This is a genomic window from Peredibacter starrii, assembly GCF_034259205.1.
GTDB lineage: Bacteria > Bdellovibrionota > Bacteriovoracia > Bacteriovoracales > Bacteriovoracaceae > Peredibacter > Peredibacter starrii.
In genome coordinates this window covers 1,180,668-1,199,385 of record NZ_CP139487.1, presented here as the reverse complement: position 1 = coordinate 1,199,385, position 18,718 = coordinate 1,180,668, and the positions used below count along the sequence as shown (strand labels likewise).

Here is an 18,718-nt window from a genome sequence, read left to right as displayed (position 1 = left end):
ATAGATAAGGAGAAATCCATGCGCGCATACACTGCTGAGGATTTAAAGTTATTCGAAGAAATTAAAAACGGTCGTACATTCGACTCAACATCAGAAATGCCAGAGATCTACCGTAAGAATCTCATGAACCTTTTATGGATGCAGGCGGATTCTGAATATGCTGGTGGTCTTGGTTATATGCCTTGGATCGCGAAAGCTCCAAACGCTCACGAGCGCGTACTAGTTGCTCAAATCGTTAAAGATGAAATGAGACACGCTCACGTGATCTATAACATCCTGAATGATCTTGGCGAGAAAACTCACGAGCACATGCTTGCTCACGAGTTCGACTGGAGAATCCCAGAAGACCTGGCAAACATCGGTTTCTCTCGTGCTAAGAAAGATAAGCGTGTAAACATCTTCTACTACAACATCACTTACTGGGAAGACTTCTGTCTTTTCAACTTCCTTATGGACCGCGCTGCTGGTCACGTATTGGAAGATACACTTAACTCTTCTTACCTTCCTTGGAAAAATGCTATCGGCACAATCTGTAAGGAAGAGCACATGCACCTTGCTCACGGTGATAAAACTGTGAAGCTTATGGCGCAAGATCCAGAGAAGAAAGCGTTCCTTCAAGAGCGTCTTAACCTGTGGTGGCCACGTGTGATGAACACGTTCGGTAAATCAACTGGTGGAGCTAACGATATTTATCAAAAGCTTGGTCTTAAAAACCGTTCGAACGCTGACGTTCGTGCTGCTTTCGTAAAAGAAATCGAAGAGAAATGTGCTGAATGGGGCCTAGTAGTTCCTGAGTACATTGAATCTGAACAGCCTCTAGAATACACTCTTTCTTAATCATGAAATTACAAAAAATTGTAGTCATTGGCGCCGGAACCATGGGTTCCGGCATCGCCCAGTGGTTCACACAGCAACTCTGCTCGGTAGAACTCGTCGATAACTCTCAGGCCCAACTCGAAAAAGCACTTAAAGACATTCATACTTCATGGGACAAGCTGGCGGAAAAAGGAAAACTTTCAAACGCGGCCGAACTCAAAACTCTTATCTCAATAAAGATGATCGATCAGGTGGCAAAAGACGCTGACCTTGTGGTTGAAGCGATCATTGAGAACCTTGAGATCAAGCGCGAGCTTTTTAAGAAGCTAGACGCGTATTTTGGGCCTCATACAATTCTTGCAAGTAACACCTCGAGCTTCCCTATTCATCTTATGGCCGAGGCCGTAGAGCGAAAGGACAAGTTCCTAGGACTTCACTTCTTTAATCCTGCGACGATTATGAAGCTGGTGGAAGTGATTAAAGGCAAAGACTCATCAGAGAAACTCTGTCGTGATCTTTATGCCTGGTTTGATTCAAAAGATAAGAAGCCCGCTTTCTGTAAAGATTCGCCGGGGTTTATCGTGAACCGTGTGGCCCGTAACTTCTATGGTGAGCCACTACGTATTGTTGATACTGAAAACGAAGCTAAAGAGAAAGAAGTTGATGCCATCCTAAAAGAAGTGGGTGGTTTTAAGATGGGACCATTTGAACTTATGGATCTTATCGGAATCGACGTGAACTACTCTGTGACTTGCTCAGTGTGGGAAGCCTACGATAAAGAGCCGCGCTTTGCTCCTCATAAACTTCAAAAACAAATGGTTGATGAAAAGCGCTTTGGAAGAAAATCTAAGCGTGGGTTTTATAAATATGACTAACGTATCATTTGATAACATTCTGATTAATTTTGGATTTGGCACGAAAGAAGAAAAGATCAATGTGCTTAAAGCAAATCCTGAGAAGCATGTTTACATGGATCTGACTTGTTATGATCCGCAAGAGTTCTATGATGAGTATCCACAATTAAAAGGATCTTTTGCTGCCCTTTTTGCGGATGATGCTAAGAAGATGGAAATCCATTTTCTGCACAAAGAACCAGGTGTGATTGAAAAGTTTAAAGAACTTGGTTTCACACCGGTTGAAACGACCATCGTTTCTTGTGGTTTCGTTTTTCCAAGAACGATTGTTCAGATCATCAATGAAGCGCACTTTGCTTTAGCTGATGGTGTCGCGACCAAAGAAGATATTGATCGCGCGATGAAGTTTGGTGTGAATTATCCAAAAGGTCCCTTCGAATGGGCCGAAGGAAGAGAGCTCTACGTGAAGACTCTTCTGGATGAGTTATTCAAAAAGACCGGCGATAAAAGATATATCCACCGTTTCTAATTAAAGCTTATTTTTACCATCCGGACCATTCACGACAGAAGCTGGAGCTCGGCGCCCTTCTGTCGTTTTATTAAGATGCTCAGCGATCTTTTCCACTGTCTTCTTCACATCCCCAGCGACCTGATTCTTAAACATGCCTGCAAAAGATGAATTTGGAACGATGAAGGTCATATACTCCATCAAGGTCTTGCCCTGATAGGGTTTGAAGGTAACGTAACCGTCTGTGGCCTTAAGAAACTCAGCACTCACGAGACTCCACTTTAAAGTTAGACTTCCATCAGCTTCACGAACAAGAACGTTGTTCGTGGTGTGAGTGCTTTTCTTCACTGGCCAAGGCATCGCCATCGACATCATGACGTGCATATTCTCGGGAGATACTTTTTTTACAACTTTAGATTCGAGCATATCTGGGACGAACGTCTTGTGAGAATCAAAGTCCATAAAGACTTCCATGTTCTCTTGTGGCCTATTGTTCAAAACCACTCGCATGAAAACCTTGGGCCACACATATCCTTCTTCCCAGGTCACAACTTGGAGGCTCTCTCCTTTCATGAGTTTCTGATGCTCATCGGCCGTGATCGGCTCAGCTGCAAAAGAAAGACAAGGTAATAGGAATAGACTCGAGAGGAGTAGGTTTTTGATTTTCATGCCATAATTTTAACTTGGGCATTTAATTCAAAATAGTAAGCAATGTTTTCTCTTTTAGATGCGTTAAGTGATGAGAAAGGCGTTCAAAAGAAAAGGGCCCCTATAGGGGCCCTTACAGCTATTGAGCACATGCCTTGTGATTTAATCTTAAATAGAAGCGCTTCTTGGCGATTGGCTTATGTAGGCCTGAGTTGAAGACCTGAATATAAGCATAGTCCTTACATGAACCGTCCGGTGAGTTAATATAGTCACAAACCGGATTGGCCTTAATAGGAATATCCAGGATGTCATCCTCTGAATGCACAGTATAGCTCTGAGGATTTGACTCTTCCCCTACCCAATTAATTGCACCTTGAAGAGCACCTTTCTTATATTCAACTTTAACCAGCGCCGGAAACTTAATGAATTCAGAATCACCTGAAGTCAGCTCCATCTTCAAGTTGAAGGCGACTTCACCTTGAGTGCCACAGGCCATAACTGGACGCTCACGGCTTCCTTGTGAATCAGAAGTTAATTCAACATCATGAAAAGTGATCTTCATCGTTGCCGGTCTAAATTCTCTTTCAAATGAGAAGTTACGAACTCGAAGAGCATTCACAATCACGTCTTTATACTTTCCGCCCTGAAGTTCATCAGCGATGAGCATATGCTCAAACCAGCTCGCTGCTGAAAGTTTTGGATGATTACGAGTTAGGCGCATGGCCTCGATCGTGAGGTTAGCAAAAGAGCGAAGACCTGCTTCACCTTCACTTCTAATAACCGTCATGAGCATGTCGTTCATGACTCCACCATATGCCTCACCTTCATCGTGAAACTCATTGGTAAGAGCAAAACCTGTCTCATTGATGATTCGGAAAGTTTCTTTCCCAGTAAATGATGCTCCTTTCGTTTGCTCTTCAACTACGATTTGCGCGATGAAATCCGCCATACCTTCAGACAATCCACCGTAGCCGCCTTTAGAATCAGCAAAACCCAGGTGAGTTCCCATCAAACGTTCCATGATGGCGTGACCAAGTTCATGCCAGATAGTTGGATTATCACGAGCGTAATTTGGAGACCCTGGAGAATAAGTCGTGAAGTTAATCGTATTATCGTAATAGTAAGCATTGTCCTTCATGCTGATATCTGGATCGTATAAGAAAGCATGAAAAGGCTTCTCTGAAAGTTCAGCATCGTTGAATCCCATGCCAACGAGCGAATCCATAAGAACCGTAACACCGTAGTAAACTTGAACTTCATCTACCCCTGATTCAATGTAAGTACGGACATCGTGGTTATAAAGACGAACCGGAGTTCTAGAGAGCAACTCTTCCTGAGAAGTGATGAGTTTTCCTGAAAGACCACTTAAGGCCTTACTCTCAAAGCTCTCCTCTCCGTCCATCCAAGTCATCATGTGATAAACAGTTGGCCTTAAAGAAACGCCACCAAGATCTTTGAAAGTTTCTTTCACAGCGGGGTGAAGATTCACAGTCGCATACTTACCTTGAAGAAGTACACCATTGTTGAAGCTGTTTTCTTTTTTAGGCATCAACGAAACCAGGTCTTCTACTTTTTTACGTACTGAATTCTCAGACCACAGACCCTTCATTTGACCATAAGATGTTTCCGCCAGAAGCGGGCTATGGAGATCACTTGTGAAATTTGTCTCGCCTAGACCACTTAGGGGCTCATCACCGCCGTCAGGGATTTCTGAGCTGATGTATTTTAGTTCGCGCTCCTCATAATTCAGACGCTCACCAGTTGCTTCAACTTCTTCGTAAATAGGATAGACGTGGGCCTTAAGCGAAACCATTTCACTCTGAGCGAATTCGCGGTAGCCGTATTCAACAATTTCGTTTTTAAGAAGAGAAACGGCCACGAAGTGAAGTCCACGCAGACCTCTTACTTCAACCTCACGTCTTAGATCACCGTTCACCCACTGATCTTTAAATTTAAGACTAATGATTTTGTTGTCGATGTGATTATTCGAAACTTTTTCTGCCACAAGCTTCTTGATGTGACGATTAAGCTTAGGCGATTTCAAGGCCGAAGGAGAAAATCTTGCTTTATTAAACTTCGCCTTTAGTTGAGCGCCATTTGAAAGAGTTGCCTCATCCAAATGCATCTCTGCCAGAATAAGTTCGTTGGTCTTAAGATCACTCCAGATACGAACGGCAGTACGGGCAACTGGCACTTCAGAATTCATCTGGACATAGAATTGGTATCTACTGGTCGCGAGATTTCTTTCTTCAATTAAAAGGAAATGGGACGGAGAAAAGTTCATGCCAGTCTCTACATTCGCCTTCACTAGCATCGATTCCAGTGTAGGAGAAAGTTCGCCCTTTCTTACTTGGGCCTCATAAGCGTGAACAGAGCTCCAAAACATCAAAAGAGACATCAAAATCAATTTCATAGTCATCCTAATGTGAGGGAAACAGGGATAAATGTTTTATGACAGGGCCTGAATGAAGCCAAGGTGAAACTGTCGGATTAACTAACTTCTTATGACAAGTGACGTAAACCAGACTACGCAGCACAACAATCAGTGCCTTTCTTTTCTCAATTCATCCATTTATTGCTAGCATAACGGCTCTACGATTAAGGACACATTTATGACTACATCTTACATTATCCACGCCAAGAGAACTGCTATTGGTTCATTCGGCGGAGTACTCTCTTCTGTTCGCATTGATGATCTTCTTGCGGAGCTTTTTAAAGACTACGCAAAAGTTGCAAAACATGATCTGAAAGAAATTTCAGACACAATCATTGGTTGTGCTAACCAGGCCGGTGAAGATAACCGAAACCTTGCTCGCATGAGTTTGATTCTTGCTGGTTATCCACTTGATGTTCCGGGCACAACGATTAACCGTCTTTGTGGTTCTTCGCTTGATGCTGTGATGGACGCTCACGCTCGTATTCAAGCTGGTTTTGGTGATTGTTTCATCGCAGGCGGTGGCGAAAGTATGTCACGTGCTCCTTACGTGATGTCGAAAGCAACTTCTCCTTTTGATCGCGGTCAGAAGATGTGGGACACAGCGATCGGCTGGCGCTTTGAAAATCCTAAGATGGCCCAGATGTTCCCTCTTCTAGGAATGGGTGAAACTGCTGAAGAAGTTCAAAAGCTTCATAATATCTCACGCGAAGATCAGGATAAGTTCGCTCTAGCTTCTCACCAGAAAGCGGTGAAGGCACAAGCGGAAGGAAAATTTAAAGAAGAGATTCTTGCAATCACTGTGGAAAGTAAGAAAGGCTCATTCGTGGTTGAAAATGATGAAGGTCCTCGTGCTGATACATCTCTTGAGAAACTCGCTAAACTTCGTCCTGCTTTTAAAAAAGACGGTACAGTGACTGCGGGTAACAGCTCATCGATTAACGATGGTGCTTCAATGGTGGTCATTTGTTCAGAAGAGTTTCTAAAACGTCACAACATTCAGCCAATCGCAAAAATCACTGGTGGTGCGGTTCACGGTCTTCACCCGAACGTTATGGGTCTGGGTCCAGTTGGTGCTATTAAGAAACTTTGTACTCGTTTCAATCACAAGCTTTCTGACTTTGATATTTTTGAATTGAATGAAGCCTTCGCAGTTCAGGCCCTTGGGTGTATCAAGGAACTTGAACTTGATATGTCTAAGATTAACCGTAATGGTGGCTCGATTGCTATTGGTCACCCACTCGGAGCTTCTGGAACTCGAATTCTAACGACTATGCTTTACCAGATGAAAAACGATCCATCGCTTAAGAAGGGTCTGGCCTCTATGTGTATCGGTGTTGGTCAAGGAATCGCAGTATCGGTGGAAAGATGCTAAAAACTTTTATTATTCTTTTTACCCTGTTCGTAAGCCTTTCGGCCTTTGCTTGTTGGAAAGCGGAAGGCACATTCGCAGTTGATGGTGAGACCTGGAAATTTAATCAGAAGTTTGATCACAACAAAGACTACTCTTTCCCGATGGGGACGTTCATCCTGAACTTAAAACTTGTTCCTCTAAAGAACGGCATGAGTACTCTCGTTTACTCTGCCTCTGAAAAGAAAGGCACAAAACTTACTCTTGTGACCAAAGGTGAAGAGGAAGAAATTAAGCCGGGTACTGAACGTGAGATCTATGCCAAGGGTGAAGAAGGCCAGCCGAATTCGATTATTACTATTAAGCTGACAAATATATGAAAGAAATTAAACTATTCATTAATGGTGACTTCAGAACTTCTGAGAAGTCATTTACCTCTCTTAACCCAGCTAATGGTGAAACTGTGGCGAAGGTTTACCTTCCCTCGCATAAAGACATAGATCAAGCAGTAGACGCGGCCGAGAATGCTTTTTATTCACTAGAATGGCGTGGCATGGATCAAAATAAGCGCGCTGAAATTCTTGAAAAGATCTCTGAGAAATTAAAAGAAAGAAGAAACGAACTTGTGGAGCTTGAAGTTGCAGATTCTGGCTCTTCACTTCGTAAGGCCAAAGCAGACGTGGCCAATGCGGCCTCATATTTCAAAGTGCTTGCTGGTCAGCTTCGTAAGTTTCAATTTGAAGTGAAAGATGAGAACGCTTCTCGCGCTGGCTTCTCTCACAATTATCGTGTGTATGAACCAGTGGGTGTTTGCGCTCAAATCATTCCATGGAACTTCCCACTTGTGATGGCCGCATGGAAGATTGGTCCTGTGATTGCTTCTGGAAGTACCTCGGTTCTTAAAACAGCAGAAGACACTCCAGTTACAGCTTCTATTCTGGCCGAGATTCTAAACGATGCTGGTCTCCCTAAAGGTGTAGTGAACATCATCACTGGTGGCGCTTCAGAGGGTGAATATCTTCTCGCGAATAAGAAAGTGAAGAAAGTTGCTTTCACGGGTTCAACTGCAGTTGGTCGCAAGATCATGCAGAATGCTGGTGAAAGAATTCAGAATCTATCACTCGAGCTGGGTGGAAAATCGGCCAATATCGTACTGGATGATGCTGACCTTTCAATTGCTGTCGACGGTGCTCTTTACGCTTTCCTTTATCACGCAGGCCAGGCCTGTGACTCAGGTACTCGTCTCTTCGTTGAAGAGAAAATCTATCCAGAATTTAAAGAAGCACTCGTTAAACGAATTAAAGACGTAAAAGTTGGTCTTCCAACTGATCCAGCGACTGCTTATGGCCCTGTAGTGAACAAGAAGCAACTTGATACCATAATGGGATATATTGAGACTTCCAAGAAAGAAGGAGCAAAACTTCTTGCTGGTGGTTCGCGAATGACTGATGGAGATTTCTCTAAAGGTTATTACATCCAACCAACGCTTTTTGAAGTTACCCCTGATCACACGATCTTCAACGAAGAGATCTTCGGGCCGGTTCTTGCTATCACACCAGTGAAGAACGAAACTGAGGCGGTAAAACTAGCAAACCAATCGGTGTACGGTCTTGCGGGTGCAGTTTGGTCTAAGAACCAACAACGCGCGATCAATGTGGCGAAACAACTTGAAACCGGAATGGTTTGGATCAACGAATATCATCTTTTGAATCCAGGAATGCCGTTCGGTGGTTACAAGCAATCTGGAATTGGTCGCGAGATGGGTGAAGAAGGTATGAAAGCATACCTTGAAGTAAAACATCTTTGGATCTCTGATTGTGATGAAAGAGCGAAGAAGCCTTGGTTTGATGCCATTTTTTAAATGAAATAAGAAGGGCCGCATTTGCGGCCCTTTTAATTAGAACTGAATTGTATTCGCAATATCGTTAAGATCCATGTAAGTCAGCCCCTGCTCTTTTAACTTTTTATCAGTGGCCCGTAAATTCTGTTTAAAGACCTTTTGGGCCTCCACCAGATTCTGATCCTTAAATCCATAATCAACATCAATTAAGCGAGTCATGACTGTTGGTCTGAAGAAGAGTCTCATAGCAAGTTTGTACTTCATGAGATCGATGGGTGACTGAAGCTTTTTAAGGGACTTCATCTTGGTTCCCTTCTTAGGCGGCTCTTGTCTAATACGAAGAGCGACTTTGCGTACATCCATCTGCCCATAGTTATGGTGATCGATCGTATGTCCGACTGTCACGTCCCAAAGATAGAAGGCCACGACTTCAGTTAGTGTGGTGCCTTCGAAAATTTCTTTTCCATTCGGAAAACCGGGAATCCACTGAGCAATATAATTGGCCCAGTCTCTCACACAAGTATCACCTGGAGTAATGGTCTTCGTCACTTCGCTCACGAAAGCGTAGATGTCCTCGAAATACGCATCCAGGAAAACACCGTAGCCAGAATAGATTTTTGGCGGACGACGAGGATATGTGAATGGAGGATAAGAATCATTGTTTCTGATCCCACGATAACCTTCAACCAGAAGATCACGAATCCCGTGGTAAGGGCCAGGGAAAGGCGCGTAGGTCTTCCACCACTTATCATCATGAAGAAGCGACATCTTAAAATTTAAAACCGCATTCTCAAGTGGCAGTGTGAAACGCATATGTGCGTGAAGAAGTTTAAACAGAGTGTGTTCTTTAGGAAGCGCGGTCTTCGTAATGGCATTAATACTGTCCATCGGAAAGTGCTGAAGTGGATGTACCACCATAGTGGCACACAGAGCTCCGCCCTGAAGAACGAAATACTTGGCAAGCTCCCAAGCGTCTCCATCTGCTGGAACCAAAACCGTCTCAGTTTTCTCCATATAAACACAAACAACTTCAAACTTTTCGAAATCAGTTTTTACGAGAAGAGTTTTTGTTGGAGAAGCATGAATGCCTTTAAAGAGTTGCACTACTCTCACAGGTTCCAGATCCACAACGTAATAATCTTTCCCCTCTTTCATGTGAGAGGCAAAAATCTTTTTATCCACTTCATCCATCTTCGGCGTGATGAATCTCGCCATCATGGAATTCGTTAAATACTGATGGAACTCTTCATCTGTTACTTTTTTAAGACCTGGATTGAAGAGACCTTGTAAAAAATAAATAGGAGTAAAAAGAGGCCACTGAATGATGAAGCGAAGGCCAACGGTTGACCACCAATCAATCCACTCTCCTAGAGGTAAATGAATCACTCCCGGCGATTCACCGTAGGGATGATCCGGACAAGGTTGAGGCCATGGACCTTTACGTCCATATAAAAAATCTTTCGGTTCCATAAGTTCTCCTATGGAATCAATTATCGAATGGTTCGAAGTTTTTTTAACTTAAGATTGGTGTCGAAGTATCACTTCTTTCACTTTTTGCTCCCACTCCAAAGCGCACCGCGCGTTGCGGCAAGTGATGAATATAAATCAAATTCTCCTTTGGCCAGATTCTTGCCTATTCCGCTTCACCAAACTTCACAGGAGAGGAAGAATGAAACTACTAGCGATTGCTATCTTTACTCTATTTTCTGTTTCTACATTTGCTGCTGATTGCTCGACTGAAACTTGGAGATCGGAATGTCAGGGAACTCCGGCCCACTGTCGTGAGCAACCCTGGCACTCAGCTTGTCAGGGGTCCCCCCAACACTGTGAAACTCAACCATGGCATTCTGCCTGTCAGGGCACTCGTCAACATTGTGAAGAACAACCTTGGCACTCTGCCTGTCAGGGAACACCTCAACACTGCTCAGAACAACCTTGGCACTCGGCTTGTCAGGGGACTCCTCAACATTGTGAAGAACAGCCTTGGCACTCAGCTTGTGTAGGAACAAGACAACATTGCGAATCTCAACCATGGCATTCAGCATGTTCAAATCAGCGTGAACCAATTCCAGGCTCTCGTGAATGGTGTGAAGAACACCCTCGTCACCAAGACTGTCGTGGCGGTGGATCATCATCTCCAACTCCAACAAGAACATGGTGCGAAGAGCATCCAAGACACAGAGACTGTAGATAGGCCTCTAGTACAGCTGCTTTCATAGTGCTAAACTTGGCACTATGAAAGCACTCGCATTTTTGGGTCTACTCATTCTTTCTCTTCCATCATTTGGAAGTGACTTCTATGAAGTCAAAGAATCATCTACATACAATAAGCAAATTTTTGAAGTGAACGATAGTCGTGGTGAATTGCATAAGATCGCCGCGCATACGTACTCAAACCAAAATGACCGTTTAGTTTTCATGGCCCATGGTTATGGAGACAACTGTGCTTATCTAAAACCAATGATCCGTTGGTTTCTGAATGAAAAGTATGATGTTCTTTGCATGGAACTTCCGGGCCACGGAGAATCCACCGGTACCAAGGCCGACATTTCTCACATCGAGGCCTATGCGGATATTTATAAAAGTATCTTCCCAAAAATAGCGACTTATAATTATGCATCCATGATTTTCTTTGCTCACTCTACCGGCAATACCGGCATGATTGAATTTCTCCTCGATAATCAGCAGCACCAGTTCAAAAAAATTATCATGGTGGCACCTCTCGTGCGCTCCTACTTATGGGAACTTTCTCTTTTTGGTCACAATGTCTTTGGGCATTTCCTTTCAAAACTTCCAAGACGTCCTAGTATGATCAAAAACGCTGAGTTCAAAGAACTAAAAAAGCAGGATCCCTCTCCTATAAAAAAGGTCCCTACTCATTGGTTTCAGCAGTTAGTTGATTGGAACAAAAAATTAGAAACGGATGGACGTCAGTCAGCGGCAGAGGTGGAAGTTATTTTTGGGACCAAAGACACAGTGATAGATTACGAGTTCAATGAGAGTTTTATAAAAAGTCGTTTTTCAAATGCCCATGTTCAAACGATCAAGGGCAGTGATCATCTTATCTTTTGGGAAGAAGAACCTTATCCAACGCAGTTATTCGAAATGCTTAAACAGGCCCTAAAATAGAAAGACCCACCTTGCGGTGGGTCCTCTTGTTCGGAATGCAGTATCAGAGAGTATTAACCAATGAGTTTAAGAGCGTTTTGGCCAGACATATTAGCCTGAGCAAGAACCGATGTACCAGCTGAACCAAGGATATCGTTCTTAGCTTTTTGAGCTGTAGCATCAGCGTAGTCTACGTCACGGATACGAGAGTTAGCAGCTGACAAGTTCTCAACGTTAACTTGTAAGTTGTTCGATGTCGAGATCAAGCGGTTCTGAATCGCACCTAGGAAAGCGCGGTGACCAGAAACTTTCTCAATCGCAGAGTCAACAGCAGCTAGAGACTCTTGTGAACCACCTTTTGTAGAAACATCTAGTTCAGATACTCCTAGTGAATCAAGACGAGAGTTAACTTGACCAGCGTCGAAACCAATTCTGTCTTGGAAAGCGTCGTTGTTTGTACCAACTTGGAACTCAAAGTTTCCGCCTTCACCGTTAAGAAGTTTCTTACCGTTAAACTCTGTAACTTGCGAAATACGATCAAGTTCAAGTTTAAGGTTTTGGTATTCCATATTTGTCATACCACGCTCAACATCACCAACTGTATCTGATGAAGTTTGGATGGCAAGTTCACGCATACGAGTAAGGATTGATGATACTTCGTTCAAGCCACCTTCAGCAGTTTGAACCATCGAGATACCGTCGTTAGCGTTTCGGTCAGCTTGTTTCATTGAACGGATACCAGCTTTCATCTTTTCAGAGATCGCTAGACCAGCAGCATCGTCAGCTGCTTTAGTGATACGAGAACCAGACGATAGTTTCGCCAGGTTTGATTCCGATTCTCTATTGTTAACGCTTAGTGAGCGTTGAGCAGCAATAGAAGAAACGTTTGTGTTGATACGAAAACCCATGAAATCCTCCTTGGTTTAATACCCTCATCCATTCCGTGATGATCAGTTCCCAACCTTGAGAGACTTGATAAGCTTCCGTGCTTAAGTGAATTTTATGTCCATCACTACTTGTGTCAGACAACAACCTATTCGGAGCTACGAATCCTAACTTAACAGCAATTTTAAAAATATTTTCAGCTATTTAGCCCGACAATTCCACTCTGAGATAACGATGTTTTTCTCTTAATTCAAGAACTTATTCGATTTTCAAGTGAATATCTGACTGCTATGATAAATCTATGAACTACGCTAATCCCATTCTCATTTGTGATGAAAACGAAGAATTTCGCATTCTGATCAGGGACATGCTTACGAAAAATGGTTTCTTTCATATCTTAGAAGCGACAAATGCGAATGAAGCATTGGAAATTCTCAAAGACAGAAAGGATTATCTTCTTCTGATAGAAGCAAAAGTTCTGAATGAGAAACTAACGAGTGCAGTTCAGAATAAAAAGAACTTCATCATCTTCGCTGATCATAGCGAATCATCAATCTTAAAACTTGCTTCGAAACTTGGAGTAGAACATATCATGTCCTACCCTGTTCATTCGAAGAAGCTCTTAGAAAAAATTAATTCTTTGTCTTAGTGATACTCAGAGTATGGAAGGTTGTTGATACCCATCCAGTGCTTTAGATCGACTTCTACGTTCTTCTCAAAGTCTTCGATTTCGTAATCTAGTTTTTTAACAAGAATCTTAGCGTATGTGAGTACGTTACCATTGTTCCACTGTCCTAGATCCAGATTCACCATGCGGGTCCAGGTTCCAGTATTAATGAATGTAGTACCGTCATTGAAAATACGAAGTGTCGGATTGTGAGTGTGTCCTACAATCAGGACGCGCGACTCAGGATTCTTCTCAAAGAATTGACGAGTAAGAGACTCGTAATCCTGGAAGAGCTCAAGCTCGCGGAAGATGTCTTCAAATACCTGTTTCAGACTTCTCTTCGTCATGTAGAAGTGCCAGAAGCGCACCATCACGAAGTAGTAGAAGTTTGAAAGCATAAAACGGAACGTAAAGAACGTATCGAATAGGATACCGTGAATGATAAAGTGCTTAATCGGGCGAACAGCATTAATGAAGTGGCGCTCTTGCTTGTACTTATTAATCACGTTCGTTACATAATACGAGCCCCAAGGCGGAATGAAATACTTCTCACCATTAAGAGTCTCCACTACTGCGTTCTCTTGATCGAATTCATGGGCACGTTCATACTGGTGACCGTGTTGAATACAAACGCCTTTGATCGGCACGTGAGTCGAGATTGAGTTCGATAGAATGATGTTCTTACGAAGTTCACCAAAATAGTTTAAGAACTCCTCTTTCATGGAGTCAAAAACAAACTCAGCGTCGTGGTTACCAATGATATAAACGATGCGCTTATTCGGCTTAGAGAGGAAACGCTTAAGGGCATCCAAAACACCAGTATGAGCACGCATGATCATACGAAGCTTGGCCAGTGCCGCCGATTCGCTCCAGAATTCATCGTCATAGAACTCTACATACGGCACGGCCAGGAAATCCAGGAAGTCCCCGTTAATAACGAGTTCTACTTCGATTTCAAGGTAGTCACCTGCTGAGTAGTAATTAAGAAAGTCGATGAGTTCATTATCGTAATGAAAATCCTCGAGAAGATTTCTCTTCCCCTTAATCATCTTCCCCGCACTTAAATGCAGATCAGAGATGACCAGAACAACTTTTTGAACATTATTCTTTTGATGGGATTTCATAGGCCTTTTTACCAAACAATAACGGAACTTCCTGGAAGGCCGGACTTACCGGAACAAATGTCACAGGAGCATTCGTTTTATTTTCAATCTCGACGGTCTCCGTCTTTCCAGACTTCACCGAGATGAATTTTAAAATTTTTCCACCCACGATAAACTTCCCTACCTGATCAGACAGGGCACGGTTCTCAACCATCACCGCGAACATGGGTTTTGCTTTTTCGGGAGAAAGAACATTCATGCTACGGTCATTGATCTGGATGATAAAACCTTCAGTCTTCACTGCCGCAGTGGCAAGAAGAGGGAACAATAAAATCATCCAAAACTTCATAGCATAAACCTTAATTCAGAAAGCTTCTTAATTTCGTCACGAAGTTTGGCGGCCTCTTCAAACTGTAGGTCTTTGACCGCTTCTTTCATGAGCTGTTTTAATTCTACAATTTTAGCATCAATTGCTTCTGGAGAAAGTCTTTGCTCAGAAATTTCTTTAACCCGTGCTTTCTTGTCGGACTTCTTGGCACCTCGAAGAACCTCAATCACGCCCCCACTGACCTTTTTAGCGACAGTTTTAGGAGTCTGGCCGTGCTTTTCGTTATAGGCCTGCTGCTTGATTCGACGTTCGGCCGTTACTTTCATGGCCTCTTCGATGCTTGGAGTCTTTTTAAAGCCGTAGAGAATAACTCGTCCTTCTGAGTTTCGGGCCGCTCGACCAATCGTTTGGATGAGAGAACGGGTCGATCGAAGGAAGCCTTCTTTATCGGCATCAAGAATTCCCACTAAGGCGACCTCTGGAATATCCAGACCCTCACGAAGGAGGTTAATCCCGACCAGGATATCGAATTCTCCGAGTCGAAGATCACGCAGGATCTCCATTCGTTCAAGAGTATCAATGTCAGAGTGAAGATATTTGATCCTCATTCCTACACCCTTATAGAAATCCGTTAGCTCTTCGGCCAGACGTTTCGTCAGAGTGGTAATGAGTACACGGTAACCATTAGCGATGACTTTCTTCGCTTCGACTAACATGTCATCCACTTGGTTCTTGGCATCTTTAAATTCAATGACCGGATCTAAGAGACCAGTCGGACGAATGATCTGCTCAGCATATTCACCGTTCGTTTTCTGAAGCTCATAATCGGCCGGTGTGGCTGAGACAAATAGTACCTGATCCAACTTACTCTCAAATTCAGGAAAGTTTAGCGGACGGTTATCAAGAGCACTTGGAAGACGGAAACCGAAATCTACGAGATTTTGTTTTCTCGCGCGGTCTCCTTTATACATACCTCCTACTTGCGGAATCGAGACGTGAGACTCATCCACAATGAGAAGGAAATCCTTTTTGAAATAATCTAAGAGTGTATAAGGTGGCTCACCCGGAGCATTTCCGGCAAGATGGCGAGAATAGTTTTCAATACCAGGACAAAAACCCATCTCTTCCATCATCTCTAGATCAAGTAAGGTTCTCTGAGAGAGACGCTGTTCTTCAACAAGTTTTCTCTGCTCTTGAAGTTCGTTCAATCTTTCACGCAACTCAACTTTAATATTTGCAATCGCCGACTTCATCTTATCTTTGCCTACCACATAGTGAGACTTCGGATAAATATCAACGCGTTGAAGAGGTTGAATCACTTTGCCCCGCAAGGGATCCACCAAGAAAATCCCATCGACAACATCATCAAAGAATTCAACTCGTACGACTTGAGAATCTTCGTATGCCGGGAAAACTTCTACAATATCACCGCGAACACGGAAGGTACCACGGTGGAAATCGGTATCATTTCTTTGGTACTGAATATCAACCAGGCGACGAAGAAATTCGTCGCGATCGAGCTTGTCTTGATTTAAGAGCATGATTCTCTGATTGAAATATTCATCAGGAGCACCAATACCGTAAATACAGCTGACTGAAGCGACTACGATCACGTCTTCGCGAGCAAACAGCGAACGGGTACATGAGTGACGAAGCTTCTCAATTTCGTCGTTAATGGCGGAATCTTTCTCAATATAGGTATCTGAGCCAGGCACATAGGCCTCGGGCTGATAGTAATCGTAATAGGAAACGAAATACTCTACGGCATTGTTGGGAAAGAACTCTTTAAACTCAGCAAATAGCTGGGCGGCCAGGGTCTTATTGGGGGCCAGAATTAAGGTTTTCTTACCCAATCGCTGGATAACATTCGCCATCGCGAAGGTCTTACCTGATCCCGTTACCCCTAAAAGGGTCTGAAACTTCTCTTTTTTCTGAAAATTATTAGCAATAGATTCAATCGCCTGGGGTTGGTCCCCCATCGGTTTGAAAGCAGACTCTAATTGAAATTTACCTGTCATAAAATTTACTCTTGCCAAAGGCTTCGATTGAATGAGATGAATTATACGTTTAACCACTAGGGATAGTTATATGGACATGATGCCTCTTCGCATCACCACATTTTTCCACGCCTTCCACTCACAAGTCTATCCTATTTTATTCAATTCAGATTCACTTACTTTTGTCTCTCAGGAGGAGAATGATCAAGCATTTTGTATCACTCGCTAGTTTTTCCGTTTCTGATATTCAGTCCCTTATTGATAGGGCCCAGTATTTTTCTCTTCACATCTCTCAACCTGACAAAATCCAACATCTCTTAAAAAATAAAATCATCGTAAATGCGTTCTATGAGCCAAGCACAAGAACCCGTTGTTCATTCGAAATGGCGGCGAAAAGACTTGGCGCTGAGGTGATTAATTTTGTGCCAGAGAATTCGAGTGTGAAGAAAGGTGAAACGATCTACGACACTCTTAAAACTTTGGAGAGCCTTGGAGCAGATGGAATTGTGCTTCGTCACTCTGATGATAATGTGTTCAGCGATCTGTATGAGAAATTCAATACTCCCCTTCTTAATGCTGGTGCTGGAAAATACGAGCATCCTTCTCAGGGTCTTCTCGATCTCCTGACTTTGAAGCAAGAGTTTGGAAAACTGGAAGGTCTTAAGATCGCAGTTTGCGGAGACATCAAACATTCCCGAGTAGCAGGCTCACTCATGGTAGCGGCCGAGAAATTCGGCATGGAAATTTATTTATGCGGACCTGAGGCGATGCTGCCAAATGTTTCAAAACCATTCATTAAAAAAGCGAATTTCGAAGAAGTTCTGCCGATAGTAGATGCCGTCATGATGTTACGGATTCAGTTAGAGCGTCACGCAAGTCTTGAGCTAGATGCTAAGGCTTATCACACTCAATTTGGTCTAACTTCAGAACGAGTCAACAAGATGAGAAAGGATGCCATCATCATGCATCCGGGACCTTTTAACCGCGGAGTTGAAATTGCGGATGAAATTGTTGAGCACAAGCAATCGAGAATTTTTAAACAAATGGGTAACGGCGTATTCGCCAGAATGGCCATTTTAGAATGGGCCCTTGGCGGGAGTAAGTAATGAAAAAAATTAAACTGATTTTAGAAACTGGTGAAGAGTTCGTCGGCGAATCGATTGGGCACGAGATTGACGGTGCCCACTCTCTCGGCGAACTCGTTTTTAACACAAGTATGACGGGCTATCAGGAAATTATCTCTGATCCATCATACTGCGATCAGATGGTTGTGATGACTTACCCTCTGATTGGAAACTATGGTGTGAATAAAGATGATTTCGAATCTTTGACTCCAGCACTGAAAGGTCTGGTAGTCAGAGAATGTCCATCTGAAGGTTCTAACTGGAGAAACGAATACTCTCTTCGCGATTTCTTAAAGCGTTTCAAAATTCCTGGAATCGCGGGACTTGATACTCGTGAGCTTACAAAAAAGATTCGTGAGAAAGGTGTAATGAAAGCGGTGCTGGTACCTGAGACTTTCTCAGTAGCAGATGCTAAGCCTCTTCTTGAAAAATCACTTGGGAATGATCAGATCGCCCGCGTCTCAATCAAAAATCCGATTCACTTCCCTGGCGAAGGAAAACGCATTGTCCTGATGGACTTTGGTTATAAGAAAAATATTCTTCGCTCACTTATGAGAAGAAACTGTGACGTGGTGGTAGTTCCTTGGAACGCAACGACTGAAATGATTCAAAGTTACCGTCCACAAGGAATTCTTCTTTCAAACGGTCCTGGCGATCCAAAAGATGTCCCAGGTGTTCTTCCGGTGATTCGTGATCTTCAAAAGATGTATCCGATGTTCTGTATCTGTATGGGTCACCAACTCTTCGCTCTCGCGAATGGTGCTGATACCGAGAAACTAAAATTCGGTCACCGTGGTGGTAACCATCCGGTAAAAGATCTGAGTCTTGGTAAGGTTTTCATGAGCTCTCAGAACCATGGTTATGCTGTAACAGTGAGTTCAGTTGAAAAATCAAACTTAGAAATTTCTCAAATCAACATCAACGACAATACAGTGGAAGGTCTTCGTCACAAGACGCTACCTGCCTTCTCAGTTCAGTATCATCCGGAAGCTTGTCCAGGTCCTGAAGATACTGGTTGGTTATTCGATGACTTTCTGAATTCAATAAGGAAATAA

The 18,718-nt window shown here is 43.1% G+C and carries 18 protein-coding genes; 11 read left to right on the top strand and 7 right to left on the bottom strand.

The window, feature by feature from the left end; genetic code table 11:
- Window positions 1-18 precede the first annotated feature (18 nt).
- The 3 genes from SOO65_RS06005 to SOO65_RS05995 are packed head-to-tail and all read left to right on the top strand — an operon-like array spanning window position 19 to window position 2,199.
- Entirely contained in the window at window positions 19-837 is an 819-nt protein-coding gene (locus tag SOO65_RS06005) for a Phenylacetic acid catabolic protein (protein WP_321398367.1), read from the top strand.
- Between the two features lie 2 nt (window positions 838-839).
- Window positions 840-1,691, top strand: a complete 852-nt coding sequence (locus SOO65_RS06000) for a 3-hydroxyacyl-CoA dehydrogenase family protein (protein ID WP_321398364.1) — start codon at window positions 840-842, stop codon at window positions 1,689-1,691.
- Complete coding sequence (locus tag SOO65_RS05995) at window positions 1,669-2,199, top strand: 3-hydroxyacyl-CoA dehydrogenase family protein (RefSeq protein ID WP_321398362.1); 531 nt, start codon at window positions 1,669-1,671, stop codon at window positions 2,197-2,199. The genes SOO65_RS06000 and SOO65_RS05995 overlap by 23 nt, the downstream gene beginning before the upstream one ends.
- Here the strand turns inward: SOO65_RS05995 and SOO65_RS05990 are convergent, their stop codons facing one another.
- Both SOO65_RS05990 and SOO65_RS05985 read right to left on the bottom strand, forming a co-directional pair.
- Window positions 2,200-2,847, bottom strand: coding sequence for an SRPBCC family protein (locus SOO65_RS05990; RefSeq protein ID WP_321398360.1), 648 nt, complete (start codon window positions 2,845-2,847; stop codon window positions 2,200-2,202). It abuts the gene before it with no gap.
- A gap of 118 nt (window positions 2,848-2,965) precedes the next feature.
- Window positions 2,966-5,239 carry a gluzincin family metallopeptidase gene (locus SOO65_RS05985; protein ID WP_321398358.1) on the bottom strand — a complete coding sequence of 758 codons (2,274 nt, stop codon included), beginning with the start codon at window positions 5,237-5,239 and terminating at the stop codon, window positions 2,966-2,968.
- Window positions 5,240-5,438: 199 nt separating this feature from the next.
- Here SOO65_RS05985 and SOO65_RS05980 point away from each other — a divergent pair, with 199 nt between their 5' ends.
- From SOO65_RS05980 to SOO65_RS05970, 3 genes are read left to right on the top strand one after another with little or no spacing between them, the layout of a single operon-like run.
- Entirely contained in the window at window positions 5,439-6,635 is a 1,197-nt protein-coding gene (locus SOO65_RS05980; protein ID WP_321398356.1) for a thiolase family protein, read from the top strand.
- On the top strand, window positions 6,629-6,991 hold the full coding sequence (locus SOO65_RS05975) for a hypothetical protein (RefSeq protein ID WP_321398354.1): 363 nt from the start codon (window positions 6,629-6,631) through the stop codon (window positions 6,989-6,991). The genes SOO65_RS05980 and SOO65_RS05975 overlap by 7 nt, the downstream gene beginning before the upstream one ends.
- The gene (locus SOO65_RS05970; protein WP_321398350.1) at window positions 6,988-8,472 is read left to right on the top strand and encodes an aldehyde dehydrogenase family protein; all 1,485 of its coding nucleotides are present in this window, start codon (window positions 6,988-6,990) and stop codon (window positions 8,470-8,472) included. The genes SOO65_RS05975 and SOO65_RS05970 overlap by 4 nt, the downstream gene beginning before the upstream one ends.
- 36 nt (window positions 8,473-8,508) lie before the next feature.
- On the opposite strand, the gene SOO65_RS05965 is transcribed toward SOO65_RS05970, so the two are convergent.
- Window positions 8,509-9,921: a hypothetical protein gene (locus SOO65_RS05965; RefSeq protein WP_321398348.1), complete on the bottom strand. Its 1,413-nt coding sequence runs from the start codon at window positions 9,919-9,921 to the stop codon at window positions 8,509-8,511.
- A gap of 199 nt (window positions 9,922-10,120) precedes the next feature.
- Here SOO65_RS05965 and SOO65_RS05960 point away from each other — a divergent pair, with 199 nt between their 5' ends.
- Together SOO65_RS05960 and SOO65_RS05955 are read left to right on the top strand one after the other, a co-directional pair.
- A complete protein-coding gene (locus SOO65_RS05960) occupies window positions 10,121-10,645 on the top strand; it encodes a hypothetical protein (protein WP_321398347.1) in 525 nt (174 codons plus the stop codon).
- Window positions 10,646-10,686: 41 nt separating this feature from the next.
- A complete protein-coding gene (locus SOO65_RS05955) occupies window positions 10,687-11,580 on the top strand; it encodes an alpha/beta hydrolase (protein WP_321398345.1) in 894 nt (297 codons plus the stop codon).
- A gap of 53 nt (window positions 11,581-11,633) precedes the next feature.
- On the opposite strand, the gene SOO65_RS05950 is transcribed toward SOO65_RS05955, so the two are convergent.
- A complete protein-coding gene (locus SOO65_RS05950) occupies window positions 11,634-12,467 on the bottom strand; it encodes a flagellin N-terminal helical domain-containing protein (RefSeq protein WP_321398343.1) in 834 nt (277 codons plus the stop codon).
- A gap of 278 nt (window positions 12,468-12,745) precedes the next feature.
- Between SOO65_RS05950 and SOO65_RS05945 the strand changes: the two genes are divergently transcribed.
- Entirely contained in the window at window positions 12,746-13,093 is a 348-nt protein-coding gene (locus tag SOO65_RS05945; protein ID WP_321398341.1) for a hypothetical protein, read from the top strand.
- Here SOO65_RS05945 and SOO65_RS05940 read toward each other — a convergent pair.
- Genes SOO65_RS05940 through uvrB form a run of 3 tightly spaced genes read right to left on the bottom strand, consistent with a single transcriptional unit; the run spans window position 13,090 to window position 16,560 of the window.
- Window positions 13,090-14,235 carry a metallophosphoesterase gene (locus SOO65_RS05940; protein ID WP_321398339.1) on the bottom strand — a complete coding sequence of 382 codons (1,146 nt, stop codon included), beginning with the start codon at window positions 14,233-14,235 and terminating at the stop codon, window positions 13,090-13,092. The genes SOO65_RS05945 and SOO65_RS05940 overlap by 4 nt on opposite strands.
- Complete coding sequence (locus tag SOO65_RS05935) at window positions 14,213-14,563, bottom strand: hypothetical protein (protein WP_321398337.1); 351 nt, start codon at window positions 14,561-14,563, stop codon at window positions 14,213-14,215. Before SOO65_RS05935 ends, SOO65_RS05940 begins: the two co-directional genes overlap by 23 nt.
- Window positions 14,560-16,560, bottom strand: a complete 2,001-nt coding sequence (gene uvrB / locus SOO65_RS05930; protein ID WP_321398335.1) for an excinuclease ABC subunit UvrB — start codon at window positions 16,558-16,560, stop codon at window positions 14,560-14,562. The genes SOO65_RS05935 and uvrB overlap by 4 nt, the downstream gene beginning before the upstream one ends.
- Before the next feature lie 179 nt (window positions 16,561-16,739).
- Between uvrB and SOO65_RS05925 the strand changes: the two genes are divergently transcribed.
- Both SOO65_RS05925 and SOO65_RS05920 read left to right on the top strand, forming a co-directional pair.
- Window positions 16,740-17,645, top strand: a complete 906-nt coding sequence (locus SOO65_RS05925) for an aspartate carbamoyltransferase catalytic subunit (protein ID WP_321398333.1) — start codon at window positions 16,740-16,742, stop codon at window positions 17,643-17,645.
- Complete coding sequence (locus tag SOO65_RS05920; RefSeq protein WP_321398331.1) at window positions 17,645-18,718, top strand: carbamoyl phosphate synthase small subunit; 1,074 nt, start codon at window positions 17,645-17,647, stop codon at window positions 18,716-18,718. Before SOO65_RS05925 ends, SOO65_RS05920 begins: the two co-directional genes overlap by 1 nt.